The 24,216-nt window shown below is 74.5% G+C and carries 19 protein-coding genes; 11 read left to right on the forward strand and 8 right to left on the reverse strand.

Annotated features, from left to right (window positions below):
- Nucleotides 1-70 precede the first annotated feature (70 nt).
- Together ACFVVA_RS05480 and ACFVVA_RS05485 are read right to left on the reverse strand one after the other, a co-directional pair.
- Complete coding sequence (locus ACFVVA_RS05480) at nucleotides 71-514, reverse strand: sortase-dependent protein (protein ID WP_387685964.1); 444 nt, start codon at nucleotides 512-514, stop codon at nucleotides 71-73.
- Between the two features lie 344 nt (nucleotides 515-858).
- Nucleotides 859-1,668, reverse strand: coding sequence for a hypothetical protein (locus ACFVVA_RS05485; protein ID WP_387685967.1), 810 nt, complete (start codon nucleotides 1,666-1,668; stop codon nucleotides 859-861).
- A gap of 202 nt (nucleotides 1,669-1,870) precedes the next feature.
- On the opposite strand from ACFVVA_RS05485, the gene ACFVVA_RS05490 reads away from it, so the two are divergent.
- From ACFVVA_RS05490 to ACFVVA_RS05500, 3 genes are all read left to right on the forward strand, one after another.
- Nucleotides 1,871-3,172 carry an MFS transporter gene (locus tag ACFVVA_RS05490; RefSeq protein ID WP_387685969.1) on the forward strand — a complete coding sequence of 434 codons (1,302 nt, stop codon included), beginning with the start codon at nucleotides 1,871-1,873 and terminating at the stop codon, nucleotides 3,170-3,172.
- 168 nt (nucleotides 3,173-3,340) lie between these two features.
- Nucleotides 3,341-3,574: a hypothetical protein gene (locus ACFVVA_RS05495; protein ID WP_387685971.1), complete on the forward strand. Its 234-nt coding sequence runs from the start codon at nucleotides 3,341-3,343 to the stop codon at nucleotides 3,572-3,574.
- Between the two features lie 203 nt (nucleotides 3,575-3,777).
- On the forward strand, nucleotides 3,778-4,326 hold the full coding sequence (locus tag ACFVVA_RS05500; RefSeq protein WP_387685973.1) for a methylated-DNA--[protein]-cysteine S-methyltransferase: 549 nt from the start codon (nucleotides 3,778-3,780) through the stop codon (nucleotides 4,324-4,326).
- 105 nt (nucleotides 4,327-4,431) lie between these two features.
- On the opposite strand, the gene ACFVVA_RS05505 is transcribed toward ACFVVA_RS05500, so the two are convergent.
- Nucleotides 4,432-5,514, reverse strand: a complete 1,083-nt coding sequence (locus tag ACFVVA_RS05505; protein ID WP_387685975.1) for an ATP-grasp domain-containing protein — start codon at nucleotides 5,512-5,514, stop codon at nucleotides 4,432-4,434.
- A gap of 330 nt (nucleotides 5,515-5,844) precedes the next feature.
- On the opposite strand from ACFVVA_RS05505, the gene ACFVVA_RS05510 reads away from it, so the two are divergent.
- Both ACFVVA_RS05510 and ACFVVA_RS05515 read left to right on the forward strand, forming a co-directional pair.
- Complete coding sequence (locus tag ACFVVA_RS05510) at nucleotides 5,845-7,263, forward strand: family 2B encapsulin nanocompartment shell protein (protein ID WP_387685977.1); 1,419 nt, start codon at nucleotides 5,845-5,847, stop codon at nucleotides 7,261-7,263.
- 228 nt (nucleotides 7,264-7,491) lie between these two features.
- Nucleotides 7,492-8,541, forward strand: a complete 1,050-nt coding sequence (locus ACFVVA_RS05515) for a family 2 encapsulin nanocompartment cargo protein polyprenyl transferase (protein ID WP_387685979.1) — start codon at nucleotides 7,492-7,494, stop codon at nucleotides 8,539-8,541.
- A gap of 181 nt (nucleotides 8,542-8,722) precedes the next feature.
- Here ACFVVA_RS05515 and ACFVVA_RS05520 read toward each other — a convergent pair whose 3' ends face one another.
- Nucleotides 8,723-9,763, reverse strand: coding sequence for an NAD-dependent epimerase/dehydratase family protein (locus ACFVVA_RS05520; RefSeq protein WP_387685982.1), 1,041 nt, complete (start codon nucleotides 9,761-9,763; stop codon nucleotides 8,723-8,725).
- Nucleotides 9,764-10,097: 334 nt separating this feature from the next.
- Here ACFVVA_RS05520 and ACFVVA_RS05525 point away from each other — a divergent pair, with 334 nt between their 5' ends.
- Nucleotides 10,098-11,432, forward strand: a complete 1,335-nt coding sequence (locus tag ACFVVA_RS05525) for a DUF1254 domain-containing protein (RefSeq protein WP_387685984.1) — start codon at nucleotides 10,098-10,100, stop codon at nucleotides 11,430-11,432.
- 428 nt (nucleotides 11,433-11,860) lie between these two features.
- On the opposite strand, the gene ACFVVA_RS05530 is transcribed toward ACFVVA_RS05525, so the two are convergent.
- Nucleotides 11,861-13,906: a sigma-70 family RNA polymerase sigma factor gene (locus tag ACFVVA_RS05530; RefSeq protein ID WP_387685986.1), complete on the reverse strand. Its 2,046-nt coding sequence runs from the start codon at nucleotides 13,904-13,906 to the stop codon at nucleotides 11,861-11,863.
- 150 nt (nucleotides 13,907-14,056) lie between these two features.
- Here ACFVVA_RS05530 and radA point away from each other — a divergent pair, with 150 nt between their 5' ends.
- Together radA and disA are read left to right on the forward strand one after the other, a co-directional pair.
- The gene (gene radA / locus ACFVVA_RS05535) at nucleotides 14,057-15,580 is read left to right on the forward strand and encodes a DNA repair protein RadA (protein WP_359914589.1); all 1,524 of its coding nucleotides are present in this window, start codon (nucleotides 14,057-14,059) and stop codon (nucleotides 15,578-15,580) included.
- Nucleotides 15,581-15,780: 200 nt separating this feature from the next.
- Complete coding sequence (gene disA, locus ACFVVA_RS05540) at nucleotides 15,781-16,839, forward strand: DNA integrity scanning diadenylate cyclase DisA (RefSeq protein WP_188306273.1); 1,059 nt, start codon at nucleotides 15,781-15,783, stop codon at nucleotides 16,837-16,839.
- 241 nt (nucleotides 16,840-17,080) lie between these two features.
- Here disA and ACFVVA_RS05545 read toward each other — a convergent pair whose 3' ends face one another.
- The gene (locus ACFVVA_RS05545; RefSeq protein WP_387685988.1) at nucleotides 17,081-17,941 is read right to left on the reverse strand and encodes a hypothetical protein; all 861 of its coding nucleotides are present in this window, start codon (nucleotides 17,939-17,941) and stop codon (nucleotides 17,081-17,083) included.
- Nucleotides 17,942-18,134: 193 nt separating this feature from the next.
- Here ACFVVA_RS05545 and ACFVVA_RS05550 point away from each other — a divergent pair, with 193 nt between their 5' ends.
- Nucleotides 18,135-19,070, forward strand: a complete 936-nt coding sequence (locus ACFVVA_RS05550; protein WP_380554610.1) for an A/G-specific adenine glycosylase — start codon at nucleotides 18,135-18,137, stop codon at nucleotides 19,068-19,070.
- A gap of 65 nt (nucleotides 19,071-19,135) precedes the next feature.
- Here ACFVVA_RS05550 and ACFVVA_RS05555 read toward each other — a convergent pair whose 3' ends face one another.
- Entirely contained in the window at nucleotides 19,136-20,731 is a 1,596-nt protein-coding gene (locus ACFVVA_RS05555) for an MDR family MFS transporter (RefSeq protein ID WP_387685991.1), read from the reverse strand.
- A gap of 221 nt (nucleotides 20,732-20,952) precedes the next feature.
- Between ACFVVA_RS05555 and ACFVVA_RS05560 the strand changes: the two genes are divergently transcribed.
- On the forward strand, nucleotides 20,953-21,585 hold the full coding sequence (locus ACFVVA_RS05560) for a TetR/AcrR family transcriptional regulator (protein WP_387685993.1): 633 nt from the start codon (nucleotides 20,953-20,955) through the stop codon (nucleotides 21,583-21,585).
- Nucleotides 21,586-21,600: 15 nt separating this feature from the next.
- On the opposite strand, the gene ACFVVA_RS05565 is transcribed toward ACFVVA_RS05560, so the two are convergent.
- On the reverse strand, nucleotides 21,601-22,626 hold the full coding sequence (locus tag ACFVVA_RS05565) for a M23 family metallopeptidase (RefSeq protein ID WP_387685995.1): 1,026 nt from the start codon (nucleotides 22,624-22,626) through the stop codon (nucleotides 21,601-21,603).
- A 357-nt stretch (nucleotides 22,627-22,983) separates the two neighbouring features.
- On the opposite strand from ACFVVA_RS05565, the gene ACFVVA_RS05570 reads away from it, so the two are divergent.
- On the forward strand, nucleotides 22,984-24,210 hold the full coding sequence (locus ACFVVA_RS05570) for a threonine aldolase family protein (RefSeq protein ID WP_387685997.1): 1,227 nt from the start codon (nucleotides 22,984-22,986) through the stop codon (nucleotides 24,208-24,210).
- Nucleotides 24,211-24,216 lie beyond the last annotated feature (6 nt).

Raw genomic sequence — 24,216 nt, forward strand, 5'->3', positions numbered from 1 at the left:
GGCGCCGCTTCCCCGCCCGGCCGGGTTCGGGGAAGCGGCGCCGGGGTGCCCGGCGGACTCGGGACCGGTGTCAGCCGCGCGCACCGGAGCGGCGGCGCAGAACGGCGAAGCCCAGGGCCGCGGCGCCGACGGCCGCGACGGTGCCGCCGCCGGCGAGCATCAGGCCGGAACCCTCGGAGGCGGCGGAGCCGTCACCGGCCTGCGCGGCGCCCTTGGGCACCTCGCGGACCTGCGGCTGGGCGCCACCGGGCGCGACCGGGGCGGGCGAGGCGACGCCCTTGGGGGCGGCCACGGCCGGCGAGGCGTCGGCCTTCGGGGCGGCGGACGGCGTGGGCACGGCGGTCCTCGGCGCCGCGTCGCCGCTCGGGGCGGCGACACTGGGGGCGGCCGGCTTCGGCACGCCGTCGGCCCAGGCCTGCCCGCCGCTGATGGTGGCCAGCAGCGCGGCGCCGGTCAGGGCGCAGACCGCCAGGACGCGGCGGGCGGGCGAGTGGTGGGTACGGCTCCTGCTCATGCGGGGTGTCTCCATCTGCATCGGTCGGTACCTGGGCGGCCGGCGGTCCGCGGTGCGGTGCGCGGTGCGGTTGGCACCGCGTTCGCTCCGCGCTTCGCGGGCCCCGGTGTGCTGGTGTCGCGGGACGTCCGTCGTCGGCGCCGGACGCGTACGTCCTCGTCGCGGACGCCCTCCGGCCGGCTCGATCGGTTCGGCCGGTGGCGTCGAGGACGACGGTAGGAGGGCCGTGTCGCGGTCCTCGGCCGGTCGTGTCACGGCTGCCCATCGGCTGCGTAACGGCCGCCGCCCGTGACGTCACTCGGGGCCCGAAACCCCGCCGCGCGCCGCGCGCCGCCGCCCTGCGGCTACCGCCCCGCCCGCAGTCGGCGGAGGGTCCAGCCCGGGCCGAGCGGCCGGGTGTGGGCCGTGAAGAGCTCGGCGGCCCGGCGGTAGGAGAGGCGGGCGTGGCCGGTGTACGGGCAGCGGTCGCGGGCGGGGGTGCCGGCGGGGGCGCGGCGGTCGGTGAGGAAGAGCGGGCCGGTGGCGCGGCCGGCCACCAGGAGGGGGAGCAGCCGGGCGGTGCCGGACTGCCAGTGGATGGTGGCCTGCCCGGGGCGGGTGCGGCGGCGGGGCAGGTCGAGGTGGTCGGCGTCCAGGGCGAGGACGGTCTCGATCGCGGCGCCGGACTCGTGCAGCAGGTGCCAGAGCGCCTGTTCGCGCAGCGGCGCGCGGAGGGTGAACAGGGCGTGCAGTTCCTCGGGGGTCAACGGGCCTGCGGCCGCTGCGGGTTCGGGCAGCGGGCGGGCGAGCAGGCCGGTGGTCGGGTCGCCGTCGAGCCAGCCCCTGGCCCGCCACCAGGCCACGGCCGCGCGCAGGGTGGAGAGCTCCCGGTTGAGGGTGTGCGGGTCGGTGTCGGCCGCGCGCCGGGCGGCCGCGTCGCGCAGCCGTTCGGCGGCGTCCGGGTGGTCGAGCAGTGCGAGCGGCAGGACGGGCGGCCGGGCCCGCCGCCGTTCGGGGCCGGTGGGGGAGGGCCGGTCGGCGAGCGCCCAGGCCCAGGTGTCCAGCGCGATCCGGTAGATCCGCCGGGAGCCGGCGGCGAGCCCGGAGGCGGCCAGGTAGCGCTCGACGGCGACGGCGTACTCGACCGGTGGGAGTCCTGCCGCAGTTTCTGTCACGATCGCCTTCTTCCGCAGTAAATCAATTCCGCCAAGCCGCTCGAACCCTAGCCAGGAATCGCAGTAAAGGGCAGGTCGGGAGCCCTTGAAAGACGAATTTACTGCGGCAGTTCGCTCCGTTCGGAAAATTGACTCCAAAAGGCTCAACTTTTTCGCCGGAATCCCTTGAAGCGCTCCCCGCCGGACCGCAGACTTGCTGCACATGGCAATGCAGACCGAACGGATCCCGGCCCGCAGAAGGCGACTGGGAGACCGTCTCGCCGTGCTCGGCGAGCGCGAATTCACGTGGTTCTTCATCGGATACACGACCTCCCTGATCGGCTCCTCGATGGCGCCGGTCGCGGTCGCCTTCGCGGTGCTCGACGGCGAGGACGGCGCCGGGGGAGCCGGGGGAGCCGGGGGTGGCGGCGGCACCGCCCTGGGATGGGTGATGGCGGCCCGGATCCTCCCGGTGGTGCTGGTGCTGCTGGCCGGCGGGGTGATCGCGGACCGGCTCGGCAGCCGCCGGGTGATGCTGGGCTCGGACCTGCTGCGCGGCCTGGTCCAGGCGCTGTTCGCCGGACTGCTGGCGGCCGGGCACGCGCCGGTCTGGTCGATGGTCGCGCTGGTGGCGCTCTGGGGGGTCGGCGAGGGGCTGTTCATGCCGGCCTTCGGCGCGATCGTGCCCGATCTGGTGCGCCGCAAGGAGCTGATGGCGGACGCCAACACCCTGCTGGGGCTGGCCCGTTCGGTGTCCACCGTGGTCGGCCCCGCCGCCGCCGGGCTGGTCACCGCCGCCTGGGGGCCGGCGACGGTGCTGCTGGCCGACGCGGTGACGTACGGCGTCGGCGCCTTCGCGCTGGCCAGGTTGCGGCTGCCGGTACGGGCGGCGGCGGGCGGCGAGGAGTCGATGATCCGGGACCTGCGGGCCGGGTGGTCGGAGTTCGCCTCCCGCCCGTGGCTGTGGATCACCACCGCGCAGATGGGCCTGTTCAACCTGCTGGTCTGGGCCCCCTTCCTGGTGCTGGGCCCGCTGCTCTCGCAGCGGGACCTCGGCGGCGCCCGGGCCTGGGGCCTGGTGATGGGCGTGTACGGCGCCGGGGCGGTGCTGAGCGGCCTGCTGATGCTCGGCCGGGCGCCCGCCCGTCCGCTCGCGGTGGCGTCCGCGGCGGCGCTGGCCTGGGCGCTGCCCTCCGGGGCGCTCGCGGCCGGGGCGGGGCTGCCCTGGGTGGCCGCCGGCGCGCTGGTGGCCGGGGCCGGCTCGGCGGTCTGCGGGACGCTCTACAACACCACCCTGCAGAAGTGGGTGCCGGTGGAGCTGCTCGGCCGGATGACGGCCTTCGGCGTCCTGGGCGCCTTCGCCCTCGGCCCGCTCGGACTGGCGGCGGCCGGGCCGCTGGCGGGCCGGTTCGGCGCGGACACCGTGCTGCTCGTCGGGGCGGTCTGGCAACTGGCGGCCGGGGCCGTAGTGTTGGCCGTACCGGCGGTACGGAACCGCCGCTGGGAGGAGGGCCCGGACAGCTGACCAACCCCTCGGACGGCTTCGGGGCGCACCCCCGGCCCACCGCGCACCGCGCCCGGCCGGCCCCGGAGCGCAACCGGCTGCCCCTCCCGCGCACGCAGGCCTCCGCGGCGGGCGGGGCGGCCGACCCGGTCGTACGGTGGAGGACGGGGGAGACGGAGGAGGTCGATCATGCCCGGCTCGCTCACCATCAGCCATCACGGGACCGCGGTAACCCTGGACCACGCGGACGCGGAGCGGCTCGCCATCGTACTGGCGGACCTGGCGTACCTGCTGGAGATCCCGGGGTCGAACCGGCTCAGTGACGACCAGCTGGCCGTGCTGTGCGAGGGACGGTCCCCGGACCGCGCCGATCTGGTGCACTGGTGCGCTTCGCTCGCCCGCGGGCTGAAGACGCAGCTCTGACCGGAGCCGCCCGTGCCGCAGGCGGGCCGTCGTACGGCGGACCGCCGCGCGACGGCCTGCCACCCCGGTACCCGTCGCGCGACGGCCTGCCGCACGACGGCCCGGCGCGCGATCGCCCGCCGTACGATGGCGCGCGGGGCGGGGACGCCCCCCGGGTGCCGGGGTGGCCGGCGGCCGGTCCGGCGGAGGGTGGGGGCCCGAGCGTGTCGCAGTCCTGGTCGATGTCCTGGCTGACCGTGCCCACGCCGCTGCCCAGCGGGCCGATGCGCATCGCGGTGACCCCGCTCGGCGTGGCGTCGGCCGGTTATACCGGGTCGCGCGAGGGCGAGGTGCCGGCGTGCACCGACGAGTCGAAGATCACCGCTGTCACCGAGCGGATCGGCGCCTACCTGGCGGGCCGCACCCGCGAGTTGGGCCTGCCGGTCGACTGGAGCCTGAGCTCCGGCCCGCACCGCGCGGTGCTGCAGACGCTCTGGCGCGAGGTGCCGTACGGCCGGACCATCACCTACGGCGAACTGGCCGCCCGCAGCGGGGTGTTCGAGGACATCACGGAGCCCGGCCTGGCCGCCCGCACGGTCGGGCAGATGATGGCCGCGAACCCCGTCCCCCTGCTGGTGCCCTGCCACCGGGTGGTGGCGGCGGACGGGATCGGCGGCTTCGGCGGCGGCCGGGTCGGCATCGAGGTGAAGCGCTGGCTGCTCACCCTGGAGGGCGTGCTGGAGCCGACCCTCGACTGGAACGGCCCGCTGTAGCGGCGGGGGTGCGGGCGGCGGCGAGCGGCCCGCGGCCGGCGGTGGGCCCGCCGCCCACCTCGGTCGTCACACCCTGGCCGCCGCTCCCGCCGCTCCCGCCGGCCGTCACACCCGGGCCGCCGCCGGCTGCGCCCCCGGAGACACCCGCCCGGGCCCCTGCTGCGGGTGCACCGGCCGGATGCCGGGCACCAGGGTGTACTCGATGCCGCGCACGTCCGGCTCCGCCCCCGAGCACTCCGGCCGCTCGCCGAGCGCCAGCCGCACCGCGTCCCACGGCAGGTTGAGTCCGCACAGCCGCAGCTGGTGGAGCCCGGCGGCGGGGCGGGTGTTGACGTCGATGACCACCGGCAGGCCGTCGAGGCGGCGGAACTGGACGTTGGACAGGTACGCCATCCCGGTCGCCCGGACCAGCCGCCGGACGGGCTCCAGGTAGCACTCCTCGGTGGTGAAGCCCCGGCGGCGGCCCTCCTTGGTGCGCCCGACCGCGGCGAGCGGGCTGCCGTCCCGGTCGGCGAGGCAGTCCACCGAGACCTCCGGCCCGTCCAGGTGGGGCATCACCAGCAGGTCCACCGGCTCGCCGTCCGGGCCGCCCCCGGCCAGTGCCGCGGCGACCTGTTCGACCTGCACCCGGTGGTCCCAGCCGGCCAGCCGCCGTGCGTCGTAGGGCTCCCGGGTGAGTACCCGGAAGCCCGCGCCGCCGGCGCCGGTGGTGGGCTTGAGGCAGGCGGTGCGGCCGGTGTCCTCGATCCGTTCGACGGCGTGCCACAGCTCGGCGGGGGTGCGGACCCGCCACCAGGGCGGGGTGGGCAGTCCGGCCCCGGCGATCGTGGCGTAGCCGTCCGCCTTGCTGGTGAAGGCGGCTATCGCGGTGGCCGGCGGGCAGAGCAGCGTGGTGCCGATCGCCTCGAACTCCGGCCGGGCGAGGGCGATGGCGAGCTGGTGCAGCTGGGGGACGAAGACGTCGATCGCGTGCCGGGCGCAGTAGTCCAGGGCGTATCCGACGTAGCCGTCCGCGGCCAGGCCGGCGGGCTCCGGGGTGCCGTGGTCGGCGGCGGCGAGCACGGGGGAGTCCGGGTCGCCGTGGGTCGCGTGGACCACGACGGGGCGCGGGGCGGCGCGCAGTTGCTCGATGAAGAAGACGTTCTCGGCGTAGGTGCGGTTCAACCAGACACGTACGGGTGCACTCATGTGACCCTCCCAGGAGGGAAGTTGACGAAGGGTCAGGGCACCCTAGCGGCCTGTTCGAACGGCCCGGACGGCAGGGGCGCCGTGGGCGGATGGTGGCGCGGGGTGGCGCGGGCCGGGGCTTCGATGGGGGAGGATGGGGCGCGGCACTCCGATATGTTCGAATAAATAGTCGAACAAATATCGATCGGGTGATCCATTCGTACTATTTGTTCGGCCATTCGGAACCACTCGAACGAGTGATTGCGGGGCGCCCCTGAATGGGCCCACCATGAAGCTGCAACACGCATGTGCAAGGCGACGCTTCATTGGGATATGCGAAGGGCTCCCCTCATGTCGACCGAAACGAATGCCGGTATTCCCGCGCCCGGTGCGCAACCGGAGATCCGGCAGCAGCAGAGTCTGAGCACGGCGGGCGCGCGGAACCTCGCGACGACCACCAAGTCCGCGCCGCAGATGCAGGGCATCAGCCCGCGCTGGCTGCTCAGGAGGCTGCCCTGGGTGCAGGTGTCCGGCGGCACCTACCGGGTGAACCGCCGCCTGCGCCACTCGGTCGGCCGCGGCCGGGTGGGTTTCGTCAAGACCGGCGCCGAGGTGCGGATCGTCCCGCCCACGCTGGCCGAGGTGCCGGTGCTGCGCGGCTTCCAGGACGAGGCCGTGCTGGAGGAGCTGGCCTCGCGCTTCGTGCAGAGGGACTTCGGCGCGGGCGACGTCCTGGTCCAGGCCGGGGCGCCGATCACCGAGGTGTTCCTGATCGCCCACGGCAAGCTCGACCGGCTGGGCACCGGCAAGTACGGCGAGGAGACGGTGGTCGGCACCCTCGCCGACGGCGACCACCTCGGCGACGAGGCGATCCGGCAGGACGGCGGCGACTGGCCGTACACCGTCCGCGCCGCGACCTCCGGCACCGTACTGACGCTGTCCTGGCCCTCCTTCCAGGAGCTGCACGACCGCTCCGAGGCGCTGCAGCTCCAGGTCATCGAGTACCTGAACGGCTTCCAGCAGGCGCAGAACAAGCACGGCGAGGCCGCGATCGGCCTCGCCGCCGGCCATCAGGGCGAGTACGAGCTGCCCGGCGCCTTCGTCGACTACGAGCTCAAGCCGCGCGAGTACGAGCTGAGCGTCGCGCAGACGATCCTCAAGGTGCACACCCGGGTCGCCGACCTCTACAACCAGCCGATGAACCAGACCGAGCACCAGCTGCGGCTGACCATCGAGGCCCTGCGCGAGCGCCAGGAGCACGAGCTCGTCAACAACCCCGAGTTCGGCCTGCTCGCCAACGCCGCGTACGAGCAGCGGTTCCAGACCCACTCCGGCCCGCCCACCCCGGACGACATGGACGAGCTGCTCAGCCGCCGCCGCGGCACCAGGATGTTCCTGGCCCACCCCAGGGCCATCGCCGCCTTCGGCCGGGAGCTCAACAAGCGCGGCCTCTACCCGGGGACGGTCGAGGTCGAGGGCAAGCAGATCATGTCCTGGCGCGGCGTCCCGGTCTTCCCGTGCAACAAGATCCCGATCGTCGGGAGCACCAGCTCGATCATCGCGATGCGCATCGGGGAGGACAACCAGGGCGTCATCGGCCTGCACCAGACCGGAATTCCGGATGAATACCAGCCCAGCCTTTCGGTGCGGTTCATGGGAATCGACGACAAGGCCATCATTTCCTACCTGGTGAGCGCCTACTACTCCGCCGCGATCCTGGTGCCGGACGCGGTCGGTGTCCTGGAGAACGTGGACATCGCGCAGTACTGACGGATCGCGCAGTACCGACGGTTCGCGGGGCCGCTCGCAGAGCCGCGCCGTCCGCCGGGGCCGTCCACCGGCCCCGGCCGGGCGGGTGCGTACCGGCCCGGCGCGTACCGGCACAGCGGCCCGGCGCGTACCTGCTGCGCAGCGGCCCGGCGCGCACCGGCACAGCGCAACCCCGGCCCGCCGCCGGCGGGCCGTCCCACGACAGGCGCCCGACAGGGGGAACCACCCATGACCAGTCCCACGCTGGAGCGGGACCACAAAGAGGGCCACGAGGCGGCCGACATCCTCGCCCGGACCCGCGCCCTGGTCGACCCGGTCCTGCGGGCCGCCGTCGACTCGCTGCCCGGCACCATGCGCAAGGTGGCCGGCTACCACTTCGGCTGGTGGGAGGCGGACGGCACCCCAGCCCAGGCCTCCGCCGGCAAGGCGATCCGACCGGCCATGGTCCTCGCCGCCACCCAGGCCCTGGGCGGCAAGCCCAACGAGGCCGTCGCCGCGGCCGCCGCGGTGGAGCTGGTGCACAACTTCACCCTGCTCCACGACGACGTCATCGACCGGGACGACACCCGGCGCCACCGGCCCACCGCCTGGCGGGTGTTCGGCACCACCGAGGCCATCCTGGCCGGGGACGCCATGCACTCCCTCGCGCTGCGCCTGCTCGCCGAGGACACCCACCCGGCCGCCCACGGCTCGATCCGCCGGCTCGCCGACTGCGTGGTGGAGCTCTGCGAGGGCCAGCAGATCGACTGCGCCTTCGAGCGGCGCAACGACGTCTCGCTGCCCGAGTGCCTGGCGATGGCGGAGGCCAAGACCGGCGCGCTGCTGGGCGCGGCCTGCGCGATGGGCGCCCTGTACGCGGGCGCCTCCGAGGAGGCGGCGCAGGCGCTGGACTGCTTCGGGCGGGAGATCGGCCTGGCCTTCCAGCTGATCGACGACCTGATCGGCATCTGGGGGGATCCGGCGGTCACCGGCAAGCCGGTCGGCGCGGACCTGGTCGCCCGGAAGAAGTCGCTGCCGGTGGTCGCGGCGCTGGGATCCGGCACCGTCGAGGGCAAGCTGCTGGCCGAGCTGTACGCGATCGAACGCCCGCTGGACGCCGAGGAGTTGGCGCAGTGCGCGGCGGCCGTCGAGGCGGCCGGCGGGCGCGGCTGGGCGCAGGGCGAGTCCTGCGAGCGGATGGCCGCGGCGATGGCGCAGCTGGCCGCCGCCGTCCCGGAGCCGGCTGCGGCGGATGAGCTGCTGGCGCTCGCCGAGCTGGTCACCCGCCGCACGCACTGAACGGGGCACCCGCGCCGAACGCGTCCCCATGGGGCTGTGAGGAGCGCCCTGAGGAGCGCCCCAAGGAGTCCTGCCGGGCGTGGCGCCGGGAGCGGGACCGGGAGTGGCGCTGGGAGTGGGAAGTCGGCCGGACCGACTTCCCACTCCCATCGCCGGGCACCGCTGCCGACCGGCGCCGCCGTCAGCCGAGGGCGGCCAACAGCCGCCGTTCCTTGGCGGGTTCGATGCCTTGCCGCACCGCCGCCCCCGGCCGCCCCTTGCGCCCCTCGGCGTCGGTGTCCTCGACCGGCCCGCGCCGCCGCAGCCACTCCCAGGTGTCCCGCGCCGTCTCGGCGAACGGGCGGCAGCGCAGCCCGGCCGCCTCCGCCCGGCCGGTGTCGGCCAGCCAGGCGCCCGCCATCTCGGGCAGGTCCGGTACCCAGAGGGGGAGTTCGGTCCACGCGCCCACCTGGTCCGGCCCCTCGGCGAGCAGCGGCTCGTCCGGCACCCAGACCAGCTCGGTGTCCGCGGCCCCCGCCACCTCCCGGCAGGTCGCCAGCCACTCGCCGAAGCTCAGCCGCCCGGGCGGCGCCGTGGTGATACAGCGCCCCGCCGTCCCGGCCGTCAGCAGGTCCAGCCCGAAGCCGGCGAAGTCCCGGACGTCGATCACCTGCATGGTCCGCCGGGGATCCCCCGGGGCCAGCACCCGCCCACCGCGCGCCATCCGCTCCAGCCACCAGGGCAGTCGGCCGCCGAACTCGTACGGTCCGACGAGCAGTCCGCTGTTCAGCACCAGCGTGCGCCCTGCGCCGAACCCCGCCAGCACGGCGCGCTCGCAGCCGGCCTTCAGGGCGGTGCCGGGCGGCTGGCCGGGCGGGGTGTCGGCGGGGCAGGGGTGCAGTGCGGAGTCCTCGTCGACCGCCCGGGCGGGCCAGTCGGCGAAGGCGTGCACGGAGGAGACGAAGGTGTAGTGGCCGGCCCGCTCGCTCAGCAGCCGGGCGCTGAGCGCGGCCTGGGCGGGCTGTTGGGCGGAGGTGTCGACGACGGCGTCCCAGCTGCGGCCGTCCACCAGCCGGGCGAGGTCCCCGGCACTGTCGCGGTCGCCCCGGACCGCCTCGACGCCGGGCAGGTCGGCGGCGCTGCGACCGCGGTTGAAGGTGGTCACCCGGTGGCCCCGGGCGAGGGCCTCGGCAGCGTAGGCCCGTCCCAGGAAGGACGAGCCCCCAAGTAAGAGGATCTTCATACCGAGGACCCTCTCCCGGCCGCACCGCCCGTACGCCCGGATTCGCGGTCAGCAGATGCCGGGCCGGATAAGTCGGGCCGCAGAAGTCGGGCCGCAGAAGTCGGGTCACGGGAGTCGGTTCGCCGGATGCAGCGGGGCGTCCGGTCCGACATGCCGCCCCACCCGGCCCCGCTTAGCATCCGAGGTGTACCGCGGTCGGCGACCGAACCCCGGTCCGGCGCCCGCCCGGAGCACGGCCCGGACCGCGGACCCGTCGGCCGCCGCCGGTGACGAACGGCCCGCCGACGCCGAGCACTCCGCCGACCGGCTGCCCGCCCCGGACGAAGGACCCGCGATGAACCAGCCCGAGCTGGAGGCCCTGGCCGCCGACGCGTACGTCTACGGCTACCCGCTGGTCGCCGGCCTCACCATGGTCGAGCGCTTCGCCCGCGGCGGCCTGGGCACCCTGCCGGCGGCGCCGTTCAACCACATCAGCCACGCCACCCGGCTGGCCGGTCCGGCCGACCGCTTCGTCTCGGTCAACAACGACACGATCTACTCGATCGCCCAGCTCGACCTCTCCGAAGGCCCCCAGGTGCTGCGCGTCCCGGACACCGCGGGCGCCTACTACGTGCTGCAGATCATCGACGCCTGGACGGACAACGTCGCCTACCTCGGCCGCCGGGCCACCGGCACCGGCGCGCAGACCTGGCTGATCGTCCCACCCGGCTGGCACGGCACCCCGCCGGACCCGAACCGGGTGATCGAGCTGCCGACCACCGTCGGCACCCTCGTCGGCCGCTTCGCCTGCACCGGGCCGGAGGACCTGCCCCGGGTCCGGGCCCTCCAGTCCGCCCTGGAACTGGAGCCGCTGGAACCCGGCGGCCTGGTCGCCGGACTCCCCGAGCCGGACGGGGACGTCCCCGAGCGGCTGGCCTTCTTCGAACGGCTGCGGGTCTGGATGCAGGCCTTCCCGCCCGCCACCGCGGACATCGAGTACCAGCGCCGCTTCGCCCCGCTCGGCCTGCTGGACGACGGCGCCTCGCCGTACCGCTCGGCCGCCCCCGAATGGACGCTGACGCTGGCCAAGGGCCTGGCCGCCGGGCGCGAACGGGTCGAGGACGCCACCCGCCCGCCCGAGGACCACCCGCCCGGCGAGTGGCGCAGCACGCTCCACCTGTTCGACTACAACACCGACCACCTGGGCCCCGGCACCCTGGACGACCCCGAGTGGCGCATCCCCGACCGCCGCGCCGCCTACCTCAGCCGGGCCGCCGCCGCCCGGGCCGGCCTCTGGGGCAACCACGCCTACGAGGCCTCGTACGCGATGACCTACGACGACTCCGACGGCCGACCCCTCACCGGGGCCCACGACTACACCCTGCGCTTCGACCAGCCGCCTCCGGCCGGGGCCTTCTGGTCCGTCACGATGTACTCCGTCCCGGACTACTACCTGGTGGAGAACCCGATCGACCGCTACTCGATCGGCGACCGCACCCCCGGCCTCGTGCACGGCGAGGACGGCTCCCTCACCCTGGCTCTCCAGCACGACCAGCCCGAGGACCCGGCCGCCGCCGCCAACTGGCTCCCCACCCCGTCCGCCGAGTTCCGCCCCATCCTCCGCATCTACCAGCCCGAGCCCGCCGTCCTGGACGGCAGCTACCAGCCCCCGCCGATCCACCGGGCCTGACGCCCCGCAACCCGCCCACCGCCCTCTCCCGCTGGTGTGCTGGCTCCGCACCTCGCACGGGAAGTCGGCCTGGTCGACTTCTCGTGCTTCCTCGGTCCGGCCTCTGGGGACGGAATTGGCAGGCCGGTCTGCATCGCCGCTGACGCCCGACGCGTTGGGCGTGAGAAGTCGGCCCGCTCGACTTCTCACGCAATCCTCCCCGCCCGGGCTCGCGGCCGGGACGTGCAGGCCGGTCCACGCGCGCTGCTGGGCTGACCCTGTTGCGCGCAAGAAGTCGGCCCGCTCGACTTTTCGGGCGCCCTTGGCCCGGCTTCTGGGGGTGGCAGTGGCCGGCCGGTCTGCATGGCCGCCGATGCCCGACTCGCTGTGCGTGAGAAGTCGGCTCGGCCGACTTCTCACGCGCCCGGGTGCCCCGGCGGGCTGTGGCGTCAGCGAGATGGCGGTGGGGTGTTCGGACCGGGGGCGGTGGTGGCCGTGCCCGAGGAGGACGAGGAGCCGGACGGCGAGGGGGACGACGTGGGCGGGCTCGACGTGGCGGGGGCCGCCGTGGGCGAGGTGCCAGCGGAACCGGTCGGTGTCGGCGTCGGCGCCGGTGCCGGTGCCGGTGCCGGTGTCGAGGACGGCGACGGATCGGCCGGGGAGGAGGCGGAGCCACCGCGGTTGTGCGGCCCGCCCTCCAGGGTGACCACCGCCTGCGAGGGTGGCAGCGCGATCCGGGCGGTCCAGTGCGCGGTCGGCGCCTGGTCCTCGTCCACGGTGACGATCACGGTGATCCGTTGGCCGGGCGCCAGGGTGCCGGAGTCGCGGCTGAGCCGGAGCCAGCCGGCCTCCGTCACCGCGTGCCAACGGATCTCGGTGGTGCCGGAGTTGGTGAGGGTGAGGATGGTCCGGCTGCCGTACTCGGCGGCCTCGACGGTGAGCAGCCCGGCCGGGGCGGGTTCTCCGGTGCCCGTCGCGGAGGCCCGGTCGACGGATGGGGCCGGTGCGGCGACCAGGGCCGGGCTGTCGAGCGGGGTCGCGCCGTGGGTCGGGACCGGGATCACCGAGCCCTGGAAGGTGAGCCGCGGAAACCCAGGAAGCAACGTTTCTGCACCGTCCACACCGGCACCATCCGCGACCATCCCGGCCCCGGCCCCCGCCAGCTCCAGCCCGGGCACGCCGGGCGCACCCGACCCCGTCGGGCCGTCCACCGCGGGCCGTGGCCCCTGCCCGGCGGGCCGCCCGGCCCCGTCCACCCGCACCGCCGACACCGAGGCCGCGGAACCCGAGCCGCCACCGCCCCGGTGCCCGGCCCAGAGCGCGATCACCGGCGCCGCCAGGACGGCCGCGAGCACCCCGGTGGTCACCACCCGCCGGCGCACCGCCAGCCCGCGTCCTGCGTCCGGCGCCCGGTGCCGGGGGAAGCCGCTCTGGTCGAACCGCAGCCCCGGCTCCGCCACCCGAGTCGCCGCCACCCGAGCAGCCGTCGCCGGAGCATCCGCCGCCCGAACGGCAGCCGCCCGGGCGGTCGCCGAGCCGGTGACCGCGCCGGTGACCGCGCCGGTCCCGGAGGCGTCCACCGGAGCGCGCAGCAGCGCCAGCCCCGACAGCCCGGCCGCACCCTCGGCGGCCTCGTGCGCGGCCACCCGCTCCGCCGTACCCCGGCAGGTCGGGCAGTCCAGCACGTGCTGCACGAGTTCCCGTCGCAGTGCCGGGCCGAGCACCCAGTCCCGCCAGGACTCCGCCCCGGCGCCGCCGAGCCGGTCCAGCTCCGGGCAGCTGCCCACGCCGAGCACCAGCAGAGCCGCCCTGGTCCGGGCGACCTCGGCCTCGGCTCCGGCCAGTAGCGCGCGGGTCCGCTCGAACGGCAGGCCCAGTACCGCCGCCACCTCCAGCGGGGTCAGCCGGTGCCGGACGGACAGCTCCAGTGCCTCGCGCTGTTCCGGGCCGGTGCCGGCCGCCTCGGGCCAGGCGAGCGAGGACAGCTCGCGCCGCCGCCGGGCCGCCTCGGCCTCGGTCTCGTCCGCCTCGGCCTCGTCCGGCGCGGATCCGGCCGCTGCCGCCGCCCGCCCGGTCCCGGACCCGGTCCCGGACCCGGCACCCGCCACGGCCGGGCCACCGTCCGCGAGCCAGCGCAGGCAGCAGTACCGGGCGAGCGAGAACAGCCAGGCGCGGAGCAGCCCGGGCTCGGCGAGCCGGGCGCCGTGCCGCCGGGCCAGTTCGCGGACCTCGCGCAGGGCGTCGGCGGCCGCGTCGTGCTCGCAGAGCACCGAGAGGCAGTAGGTGAACAGGCCGTCCACCTGCCGGTCGTACGCCGCGAGCGCGGCGCCGGTCCGCTGCTCGACGGGATCGGCCGAGCCTGCGGCCCCGGCCGATCCCGTGGCCCCGGCCGACTCGGCGGGCCCGACCGGTCCGGTCAGCCACCGGGACCTCCCCGGCCGGCCCGACCACCCCGGCCCGACCGCCCCGGTCGGCCCAACAGTTCTCGTCGTCACCCGTCCGACGGTAGAGAACGCGGACGGCTGACTCCGACCATTCGCCGCGTATGTACTTCTTTCGGGTAACAACATCGTCCATCTGTCTGGATGCGCGGCGGGCCCGCCGTCGGCCCATCGTTGTCACACCCAGGCGCTACGGTGGGCCGCATGCCTCCGCGTTCCAAGACCACCGCCAAGCCCCGCCCGGCGTACCGATGCACCGAGTGCGGCAACCAGCTGCCCAAGTGGGTCGGCCGCTGCCCGGAGTGCAACGCCTGGGGCACGGTCGAGGAGTACGGCGCGGTACCGATCCGCACGACGGCCGCCGGTCCGGTCAGCGCGCCCGCCCGCCCGATCGCCCAGGTGGACGGCCAGGTCGCGACGGCCCGTTCGACGGGTGTGCCGGAGCTGGACCGGGTGCTCGGCGGCGGCCTGGTGCCCGGCGCGGTGGTGCTGCTGGCGGGCGAGCCCGGCGTCGGCAAGTCCACCCTGCTGCTGGACGTCGCCGCCAAGGCGGCCACCGCGCAGCACCGCACGCTCTACGTCACCGGCGAGGAGTCGGCCGGCCAGGTCCGGCTGCGCGCGGACCGGATCAACGCCCTCTCCGAGCACCTCTACCTCGCCGCCGAGCAGGATCTCGGCGCGGTGCTCGGGCACATCGAGGCGGTCAACCCCGGCCTGCTGATCCTGGACTCGGTGCAGACCATCGCCTCCGCGGAGCTGGACGGCGCCCCCGGCGGCCCGGCCCAGGTCCGCGAGGTGGCGGGCGCGCTGATCCGCGCGTCCAAGGAGCGCGGCATGGCCACCCTGCTGGTCGGCCACGTCACCAAGGACGGCCAGATCGCCGGCCCGCGCCTGCTGGAGCACCTGGTGGACGTGGTGCTGAGCTTCGAGGGTGACCGGCACGCCCGGCTGCGGCTCATCCGCGGGGTCAAGAACCGCTACGGCGCCACCGACGAGGTGGGCTGCTTCGAGCTGCACGACGAGGGCATCGTCGGCCTGGCCGACCCGTCCGGCCTCTTCCTGACCAGGCGTGACAAGCCCGTTCCCGGCACCTGCCTCACCGTCACCCTGGAGGGCAAGCGCCCGCTGGTGGCCGAGGTGCAGGCGCTGATGGTGGATTCGCAGATCCCCTCGCCGCGGCGCACCACCTCGGGCCTGGAGTCCCCCCGGATCGCGATGATCCTGGCCGTGGTCGAGCGGCACGGCGGGGTGAAGCTCGGCAAGCAGGACATCTACACCGCGACGGTCGGCGGGGTGAAGCTGACCGAGCCCTCCGCGGACCTCGCGGTGGCGCTCGCGGTGGCCAGCTCGTCCACCGACACCCCGCTGCCCAGCAACCTGGTGGCGATCGGCGAGGTCGGCCTGGCGGGCGAGGTGCGGCGGGTGACGGGTGTGCAGCGGAGGCTCGCCGAGGCGCACCGGCTGGGCTTCACCCACGCCCTCGTCCCGCCGGACCCGGGCAAGGTGCCGCCGGGCATGAAGGTGGTCGAGGTGGCCGACATCGGCGAGGCGCTGCGGGCCATCCCGGGCCGCCGCCGATCGGCCGCCAAGCCGCGCACCGAGCCGCGCGGTGAGGCACCGTCGGCGCCGCCGGCCCCGCGTTCCGCCCGGGCCGCGGACCGCCCCGCGGCGTACCCCGAGGAGCTGATGGAGGGCTGGGAGCCGCTGGACTCCGACGAACTGCGCTGACCCAAGCCCTGCCGAAGCCACACACAGTTAGACTTTCCCCAGTCTCATTGGCCAAAAGGCAGTACCGAGCGGTACTGAGCGACAGAGCAACAGACCGCGGACCGGCGCACGGCGTGAGGCGCGCGGCACGGGTCGACCGGAGGAGTCACGTGGCAGCCAGCGACCGGGGGGCGGACAAGGCCTCCCGCGAGGAGGCCCTGCTGCGGGCCTCCCTCACCGCCATCGCGCCCGGTACCGCGCTTCGTGACGGCCTGGAGCGGGTCCTGCGGGCCAACACCGGCGGTCTGATCGTGCTGGGCTTCGACAAGACCGTCGAGTCCCTGTGTACCGGCGGCTTCGTCCTGGACGTCGAGTTCAGCGCCACCCGGCTGCGCGAGCTGTGCAAGCTCGACGGCGCGGTGGTGCTCGACAAGGACATCACCAAGATCGTCCGGGCCGGCGTGCACCTGATGCCGGACTCGACCATCCCCACCGACGAGACCGGCACCCGCCACCGCACCGCCGAGCGGGTCAACCGGCAGACCGGCTACCCGGTGGTCGCGGTCTCGCACTCGATGCGGCTGATCGCGATGTACGTCAACGGCACCCGCCGGGTGCTGGAGGACTCCACCACCGTCCTGTCCCGCGCCAACCAGGCGCTGGCCACCCTGGAGCGCTACAAGCTGCGCCTGGACGAGGTGGCCGGCACGCTCTCCGCGCTGGAGATCGAGGACCTGGTGACGGTCCGGGACGTCACCGCCGTGGCCCAGCGCCTGGAGATGGTCCGGCTGATCGCCACCGAGATCGCCGGCTACGTGCTGGAACTCGGCATCGACGGCCGGCTGCTCTCGCTCCAGCTGGACGAGCTGATCGCGGGCGTGGAGCCGGAGCGCGAGCTGGTCGCCCGGGACTACTTCCCGGAGCGGGCCGCCAAGAAGGGCCGGACGGTCACCGAGGTGCTGGCCGACCTGGAGGCGCTCACCCACGCCGAGCTGCTGGACCTCCAGACCGTCGCCAAGGCGCTCGGCTACTCGGGTTCGCCGGAGTCGCTGGACTCCGCCGTCTCGCCGCGCGGCTACCGCCTGCTGGCGAAGATCCCGCGCCTGCCCAACACGGTCATAGAGCGCCTGGTCGAGCACTTCGGCGGCCTCCAGAAGCTGCTCGCCGCGAGCATCGACGACCTGCAGACCGTCGAGGGCGTCGGCGAGACCCGCGCCCGCTCGGTCCGCGAGGGCCTGTCCCGCCTTGCCGAATCGTCCATCCTGGAGCGCTACGTCTGACCTGACGCGCAGCCGTACGGATGCCCGAACTCGGCGACGGCCCCCGGGGGGACAGACCTCCCCGGGGGCCGTCGCACGTTCGCAGGAATCGGAGCCGCTCCGAACCGGAGCCGCACCGAACGGGAGCCGTGCCGCGCCGAATCGCGGAGCACCGCGGAAAACTGCACCGAACACGCCCCCGGACGCGACGGAGCCCCCGGCCGCGCGGCGGCCGGGGGCTCCAGGAGAAGTTGACCGGTTCTCAGCTGTCCAGTCGGATCGAGGCCCGCGCCGAGACCTTGTCCCCGGAGAGCCCGGTGAGCTCCGCGAGCACCACGTAGGTGCCGCTCGGCGGCGGCGTCTGGTCGGCGGTCGCGCACTGCGGCTTGCTGCGGCTGCGGTCCCAGGTGAAGGTCTCGGTCTGGCTGCCGTTCGCGCCGAGCTGCACCCAGATGTTGCCCTTGTCGGCCGGGCAGTCGCCGGAGGACCAGACCCGGTCGTTGGTGCTTCCGCTCACCGTGATCACGGAGGCGGTGCGGCCCAGGTCCACCCGGCAGTTGGTGCCGGAGGAGTTCTTGACCGTCAGGGCCAGCCGGGGCTTGTCCTTGGGCTGGTACGAGTTCTGGGTGCCGGCCAGCTCCAGCGCCACCTGCGAGGAGGCGCAGACCGGCAGCGCCATGATCTCGGGGGTGTTAACGGCCGGGGCACCGCCCGTGCCGCCGCCGCCCGTACCGCCGGACCCGCCCGTACCGCCGCCGGTCGCCGGCGCCGCGCCGCCTCCGGGGGCCGGGTTGGCGCCGCCGGTGCCGGTGCCGCCGCTGAGGTTGACCTCGGTGCCGCCGCCGCCCGCCACCGGGCCGCCGGTGCCGCCGCCAGGACGCGCCGCGGGGCCGCTCGGGGAGGCGCCGGGCGTGATGGCCTGGGCCGGGGTCTGGTTCTGGGACTGGGACGGAACGGCCTGTGCGGCCTTGCCCGGTGAGCCGCCGTCACCGCCTCCGCCCGGGTCGATCATCAGCCAGGCGATCAGGGCGACGACCGCCGCGGCGGCGACGAGCACGACGATGCGCCGACGCCAGTAGATCGAGGCCGGCAGTGGTCCGACGGGTTGACGCAGAGAAGGCACGATCAAACTCTACGAGACTGTGTGTGGCGATTGACTCACCAACACCGCACAGTCGCCCCTTCTTTCACATGATCCGCCATTTGATCCGTTCGAGCGAGCTCCAATCGGACGATTTCCGGAGCTGCCCCGGGAGGATCCGGAGTGGCCTGATCCACTTCGGCCCGGTCGGCGGGCATGGGAGGATCGAAGGGCCATGACTGCCATCACCACCCCCGCCGTCCCTGTCTCCGCCGCCGACGCCGCCCGGCTGCCGATGCCCCTGCCGCTGTTCCACTCGACCGTCCTGGACTGGTACGAGGCGAGCAAGCGGGACCTGCCCTGGCGGACCCCCGACGCGACGCCCTGGGCGGTCATGGTGAGCGAGTTCATGCTCCAGCAGACCCCGGTCAAGCGCGTGCTGCCCGCCTGGGAGGCCTGGCTCACCCGCTGGCCGACCCCGGCCGCCCTCGCCGCCGAGCCGTCCGGCGAGGCGGTCCGGATGTGGGGCCGGCTGGGCTACCCGCGCCGGGCGCTGCGCCTGCACGCGGCCGCGGTGGCGATCACCGAGGAGCACGGCGGCGAGGTCCCGGACGACCACGCCACGCTGCTCTCGCTGCCCGGGGTGGGGGAGTACACCGCCGCCGCCGTCGCCTCCTTCGCCTTCCGCCAGCGGCACGTGGTGCTGGACACCAACGTCCGCCGGGTCTTCGCCCGCGCGGTGACCGGGGTCGAGTACCCGCCCCAGGCGACCACCGCGGCCGAGCGCCGCACCGCCACCGCGCTGCTGCCGGACGACGCGGAGACGGCGGCCACCTGGGCGGTCGGCGTGATGGAGCTGGGCGCGCTGGTCTGCACCGCGCGCGGCCCGGAGTGCGGGGACTGCCCGCTGTTCACCGCCTGCGCCTGGCAGCGGGCCGGCCGCCCGCCGTACGAGGGCCCGGCCCGGCGCGGTCAGTCCTACGAGGGGACGGACCGCCAGGTGCGCGGCAAGCTGCTCGCGGTGCTGCGCGAGGCGCACGGGACGGTGCCGCAGGCCCGGCTGGACGTGGTCTGGCCGGACGCGGTGCAGCGGGCCCGGGCGCTGGACGGCCTGGTGGCGGACGGCCTGGTCGAGCCGGTCGAGCAGGGCGTCTACCGGCTGCCCCAGTAAGCGGCGGAACACGACGGCGCCCCCGGGAGAGGACCTCCCGGGGGCGCCGTCGTGTGCGGGGACCGTCAGACGGCCGCCGCCTCCAGCGAGGCCTCGGCCGGCTTCTCGCCCTTGCCGGTCCCGCGCAGCGGCACCTCGCGGAGGAACACCGCCGCGGCGATCGCGATCACGGCCACGCCCGCGCCCCACAGGAAGACGGTGTGCATGCCGTTGGACACCGCGTGGTTGTAGGCGTCCTGGACGTAGTCCGGCAGCTTGTGCAGCTCCTCCAGGCTGCTCTGCTGCGGGTCCTTCATGCCGCCCGGGGGCATCGGCTTCCCGGCCAGCATCTCCGCCATCGTGTCGGTCACCCGGTTGTTGAACAGCGCGCCGAACAGCGCGACACCGAAGGAGCCGCCGATGGTGCGGAACAGGGTGGCGGTGGAGCTGGCCACGCCCATGTCCTTGAGCTCGACGCTGTTCTGCGCGACCAGCATGGTGATCTGCATCAGGAAGCCCATGCCGGCGCCGAGCACGACCATCCAGCAGGCCGAGGTGAACCTGCTGGTCCCGATGCCCATGGTGGAGAGCAGGATCAGGCCGGCGGTCATCACGATGGTGCCGATGATCGGGTAGATCCGGTACTTGCCGGTCTTGGTGACGGCCTGGCCGACCACCAGCGAGACGATCAGCATGCCGAACATCATCGGCATCAGCAGCAGACCGGAGTTGGTCGCCGAGGCGCTCTGGACCGTCTGCTGGTAGAGCGGCAGGAAGACGGTCGAGCCGAACATCACGAAGCCGACGATGAAGCCGATGATCGAGACCAGGGTGAAGTTCAGGTTCCGGAACAGGCTCAGCGGGAGCATCGGCTCCTCGGCCCGCTGCTCCACGTAGCAGAAGGCGATCAGCGAGGCGGCGGCGAGCGCGGTCAGGCCCAGGATCTCCTTGGAGCCCCAGGCGTACTGCTGGCCGCCCCAGGTGGTGATCAGCACCAGCGAGGTGATGCCGGTGGTGAGCAGCACGACGCCCGCGTAGTCGATCTTGGCGGTGTTGCGGACCTTCGGCAGCTTCAGGGTGACGACGACCACGGCGAGCGCGATCACACCGAGCGGCAGGTTGATGTAGAAGGTCCAGTGCCAGCTCAGGTGGTCGGTGATGAAGCCGCCGGCCAGCGGGCCGCCGATGGTGGCGAGGGCCATCACCGCGGCGAACATGCCCTGGTACTTGCCGCGGTCGCGCGGCGGGACGAGCGCGCCCATGATCGACATGACGCCGACCATCAGACCGCCGGCGCCCAGGCCCTGTACGGCGCGGAAGCCGATCAGCTCGTTCATGTTCTGCGCCAGGCCGGACAGCGCCGAGCCCACCAGGAAGATCACGATCGAGGTGAGGAAGGTGCCCTTGCGGCCGTACATGTCGCCGAGCTTGCCCCAGACCGGGGTGGAGGCGGCGGTGGCCAGGGTGTACGCGGTGACCACCCAGGACAGGTGCTCGCCGCCGCCGAGGTCGTGGACGATGGTCGGCATCGCGGTGCCGACGATCAGGTTGTCGAGCATGGCCAGCAGCATGGTGACGACCAGGCCGACCATGACGAGGCGGATCTCGCGGGGCGACCGCGGTTGCTCCTCCTCGGCCGTCCTGTCCTCCGGCGCCGGGCCGGTGGTCTTGGGCTGTGACATGAGAGGGGTCTCCCGGAGGGTGGTTCGGACGGAGCGTCGTGCCGTGCGGCGGCTCACTTACTTGTCGCCCGGCTAGTTTATCGACCGTCGGCACGGTAGGTTGTTTACTAGCCGGTCGTCAAGCCAGTTTCCCGACCGGCCTTCTGGGCAGGGAGAATGAGTCCGGGGCGGCCGCCGTCCCGGGGTCCGCAGTAGTCACCGACGCAGTCATGAGGCAGGCCATGGGCACTCCGCACAGCCCCCGCAGCGACACCCGGGCTCGCATCATCGAGGTGTCGCTGGAGCTCTTCTCCGAGCAGGGCTACGAGCAGACCTCACTGCGCGAGATCGCCGACCGCCTGGGTGTCACCAAGGCCGCGCTCTACTACCACTTCAAGACCAAGGACGACATCGTCCTGGGCATCGTCGAGCGGATGGCCGCGCCGATCGACGAGACCGTCGCGTGGGGCCGTCAGCAGGTCTGGAGCCCGGAGGTGCGCGACGAGCTGATCCGCCGCTTCGCGGACGGGATGGCCGAGCGGGCCCCGCTGCTGCGCTTCTTCCACGAGAACCAGCCCGCGCTGCGCGAGTCCCCGGCCGGGCTGGCCTTCAGGGATCGCATGATCACCATGATGCAGCTGGTGCACGGGCCGGACGCGGACTTCCACGACCGGCTGCGGGCCGCGATGGCGCTGTTCACCGTCCATTCGTCGCTGTTCCTGGTCAAGCAGGACAACGCGGACTGCGGTCACGCCCCGAACGTGTGGGGCGAGCGGCTGCCCCCCGCCGACCTGGACGAGGCGATCCGCGCGGCCCGGGACATCGCGCTGGAGATCGGCGCCCGGATCAGCCACCCCGCGCCCGGCGCCGGCTGAGCGCCGCGGGGCGGCTCAGAAGTTCGTGACGCCGTGCCCCGCGAGGTAGGCGATCGGGTTGACCACCGCGCCGTAGCGGTTGCTGGTGCGGATCTCGAAGTGCAGGTGCGGCCCGGTCGAGTTGCCGGTGCTCCCGGACATGCCGATCCGCTCGCCCGCCGACACCCGCTCGCCGGCCGAGACGGCGACCGAGGACATGTGGGCGTACTGCGCGAAGTGCCCGTCCGCCAGCCGCAGCACGACCTCCTTGCCGTACGCGCCGTCCCAGCCGGCCGACACCACGGTCGCGTCGCCGACCGCCAGCAGCGGCGTGCCCGGGGCGACCGCGAAGTCCACCCCGGTGTGGTACCCCGCCGCGTAGCTGCGGTTGGGCTTCCCGTACGGGTTGCTGGTCGGTGCGTTCGGCACCGGCGCCGACCATCCGGGAGCCGGGGCCGGCCCGGGGTCGGGCGCGGGTCCGGGCTCGGGAGCCGGCTCGGCGGCGGCTTCCGGTTCCGGTGCCGGTTCCGGTGCCGGCGGGTCGAACGGCAGCAGGTTGGCCGCCACGGCCACGGACTGCTGCGCGGAGTCGCCGTCGTCGGGCAGCTTGTAGGCGCTGGGTCCGGCCACCTGGACCAGCCCCGCGCTCGGCACGTCCACCTTCGGCACGGTGAAGGCCGAGCTGCCCGGGGTGGTGGGCAGCACGGTCTGCGCCGAGGCCGAGCCCGGAGTGGCGACCAGCAGCACGCCGGCGAGCAGCACGGCGGCCGCTCCGGCCGAGACCAGCGCGTGGTCGTGCTCGGCCCGCTGCCGGCTGCCGGGCAGCGTGGTGTGCCGGGGCGATCCGAGCGTGCGCAGCGGCGCGGCGTGGGTGCGGACGGCACGGTCGAGCCGGGGCTGCCAGGCCGCGGCCTGGGCCGCCGTACGGGCGGCGAGCGTGCGCAGCGGCGCGGCGTGGGTACGGACGGCGTGGTCGAGCCGGGGCTGCCAGGCCGCGGCCTGGGCCGCCGCACGGGCGGCGAGCCGGCGCAGGGCCGGCGCCAGGGGCGGGACGTTGGACATCGCTTGCCGTACCTCACGGGTCGTACGAGGGCAGCACGAAGGGCCCGTTCGGGCGCGTGCTGAGCGGGGGACCACTCAGGTTTAACGGTCACCGAGCGGAGTCCCAAACGGGCTGACGTACTACGGCGTGTAGTCGGCGTGGCGCCGGAGATTCAAACCGATGGAGTACCGATCATGAGATCCGATCGTCCAGGTCCGCTCCGGCGCGCCCGTCGGTCCCCTCGGGCCCGCTACTACCGCCGGTCGTACCGGGCCGCGGGCCTGTGACCAGCGCCACGCGCGGCCCGGGTTTGGCGGGCTCGAACCGCTTTCGTGCGGACCGCTGACCGGTCCGGCCCGCTGCGGCACCATCGAGCCATGTATGGCAACAGGAGCGAAGACCCCGACGCCAGTGACCGCCCGAGCCTGCCGGACCGCCGCTTCGCCGCCCTGCGCGGCTGCGAGCGGCTGCTGTCCGGCGTCCGGCCGCAGAGCATCCGCGAACGCCTCGCCGACCTGGCCGGCCCGCTCCCGGACGCCGGCCCCGGGCCGCACACCGCTCCCGGGCCGGACACCGCCGCCGGGCCGCACGCCGTCCCCGACCTGGACGGCCGCCCGGACCAGTACGGCGACGGCGTGGTCCGCACCCTGGAGCACCGGGTCGCCGAGCTGCTCGGCACCGAGGACGCGGCCTTCTTCCCGACCGGCACCATGGCCCAGCAGATCGCCCTGCGGATCCACGCCGAGGCGGCCGGCCCGCGCACCGTGGTCACCCACCCGCTGGCCCACACCGACCGGCACGAGCGGCACGCGCTCGGCGTCCTGTCCGGCCTGCGCAGCCTCTGGCCGACGACCGAGCCGCGCCAGCCCACCGCCGAGGAACTGCGCGCCCTGGACGAGCCGTACGCCGCGCTCAGCCTGGAGCTGCCGCTGCGCGACGCCGGGTTCGTGCTGCCGGACTGGGCGGAGCTGGTGGAGCTGGCCGCGGTGGTGCGGGAGGAGCACGGTGCGGCGCTGCACCTGGACGGCGCCCGGATCTGGGAGTCCGCGGTCGCCCTCGGCCGGCCGCTGCCGGAGCTCGCCGCCCTGGCCGACTCGGTCTACGTCTCCTTCTACAAGACGCTCGGCGGGATCAGCGGCGCCGCGCTGGCGGGTCCGGGCGGCTTCGTCCGCACCGCCCGGGCCTGGCGGCACCGCTACGGCGGGCAGCTCTACCAGCAGTGGCCGTTCGCGCTGGCCGCGCTGACCGGACTGGAGCGCGAACTGCCGCGGCTGCCCGGGTACGTGGCGCACGCCCGGACGGTCGCCGCGGCGCTGGACCGGGCGTTCGCCGCCGTCCCCGGCGCCCGGGTGCACCCGGCCCCGCCGCACACCCACCAGTTCCAGCTCTGGCTGCCGCACCCGGTCGGCGAGTTGGAGGAGGCCGGACTGGGGCTGGCCGAGGACACCGGGATCGGCCTGTTCGGTGCCTGGCGCGCGGGCGGGCCGCCCGGGCTGTCGATGACCGAGGTCACGGTCGCGGCGCCCGCCCTCGACTGGACCGCCGCCGACGTCACGGTGGCGGCCGCCGCCTTCCTGGACCGGCTGGCGGCCGTCCGGGCCTGACAAAGC

This window comes from Kitasatospora sp. NPDC058048 (genome assembly GCF_042885555.1).
Taxonomy (GTDB): domain Bacteria; phylum Actinomycetota; class Actinomycetes; order Streptomycetales; family Streptomycetaceae; genus Kitasatospora; species Kitasatospora lactacystinica.

Excerpts from the sequence above, each read along its gene's own strand:
- ACFVVA_RS05480 (WP_387685964.1), bottom strand. The coding sequence starts at position 514 with ATGAGCAGGAGCCGTACCCACCACTCGCCCGCCCGCCGCGTCCTGGCG.
- ACFVVA_RS05490 (WP_387685969.1), top strand. The coding sequence starts at position 1,871 with ATGGCAATGCAGACCGAACGGATCCCGGCCCGCAGAAGGCGACTGGGA.
- ACFVVA_RS05495 (WP_387685971.1), top strand. The coding sequence starts at position 3,341 with ATGCCCGGCTCGCTCACCATCAGCCATCACGGGACCGCGGTAACCCTG.
- ACFVVA_RS05505 (WP_387685975.1), bottom strand. The coding sequence starts at position 5,514 with ATGAGTGCACCCGTACGTGTCTGGTTGAACCGCACCTACGCCGAGAAC.
- ACFVVA_RS05510 (WP_387685977.1), top strand. The coding sequence starts at position 5,845 with ATGTCGACCGAAACGAATGCCGGTATTCCCGCGCCCGGTGCGCAACCG.
- ACFVVA_RS05515 (WP_387685979.1), top strand. The coding sequence starts at position 7,492 with ATGACCAGTCCCACGCTGGAGCGGGACCACAAAGAGGGCCACGAGGCG.
- ACFVVA_RS05520 (WP_387685982.1), bottom strand. The coding sequence starts at position 9,763 with ATGAAGATCCTCTTACTTGGGGGCTCGTCCTTCCTGGGACGGGCCTAC.
- ACFVVA_RS05525 (WP_387685984.1), top strand. The coding sequence starts at position 10,098 with ATGAACCAGCCCGAGCTGGAGGCCCTGGCCGCCGACGCGTACGTCTAC.
- radA (WP_359914589.1), top strand. The coding sequence starts at position 14,057 with ATGCCTCCGCGTTCCAAGACCACCGCCAAGCCCCGCCCGGCGTACCGA.
- ACFVVA_RS05550 (WP_380554610.1), top strand. The coding sequence starts at position 18,135 with ATGACTGCCATCACCACCCCCGCCGTCCCTGTCTCCGCCGCCGACGCC.
- ACFVVA_RS05555 (WP_387685991.1), bottom strand. The coding sequence starts at position 20,731 with ATGTCACAGCCCAAGACCACCGGCCCGGCGCCGGAGGACAGGACGGCC.
- ACFVVA_RS05560 (WP_387685993.1), top strand. The coding sequence starts at position 20,953 with ATGGGCACTCCGCACAGCCCCCGCAGCGACACCCGGGCTCGCATCATC.
- ACFVVA_RS05565 (WP_387685995.1), bottom strand. The coding sequence starts at position 22,626 with ATGTCCAACGTCCCGCCCCTGGCGCCGGCCCTGCGCCGGCTCGCCGCC.
- ACFVVA_RS05570 (WP_387685997.1), top strand. The coding sequence starts at position 22,984 with ATGTATGGCAACAGGAGCGAAGACCCCGACGCCAGTGACCGCCCGAGC.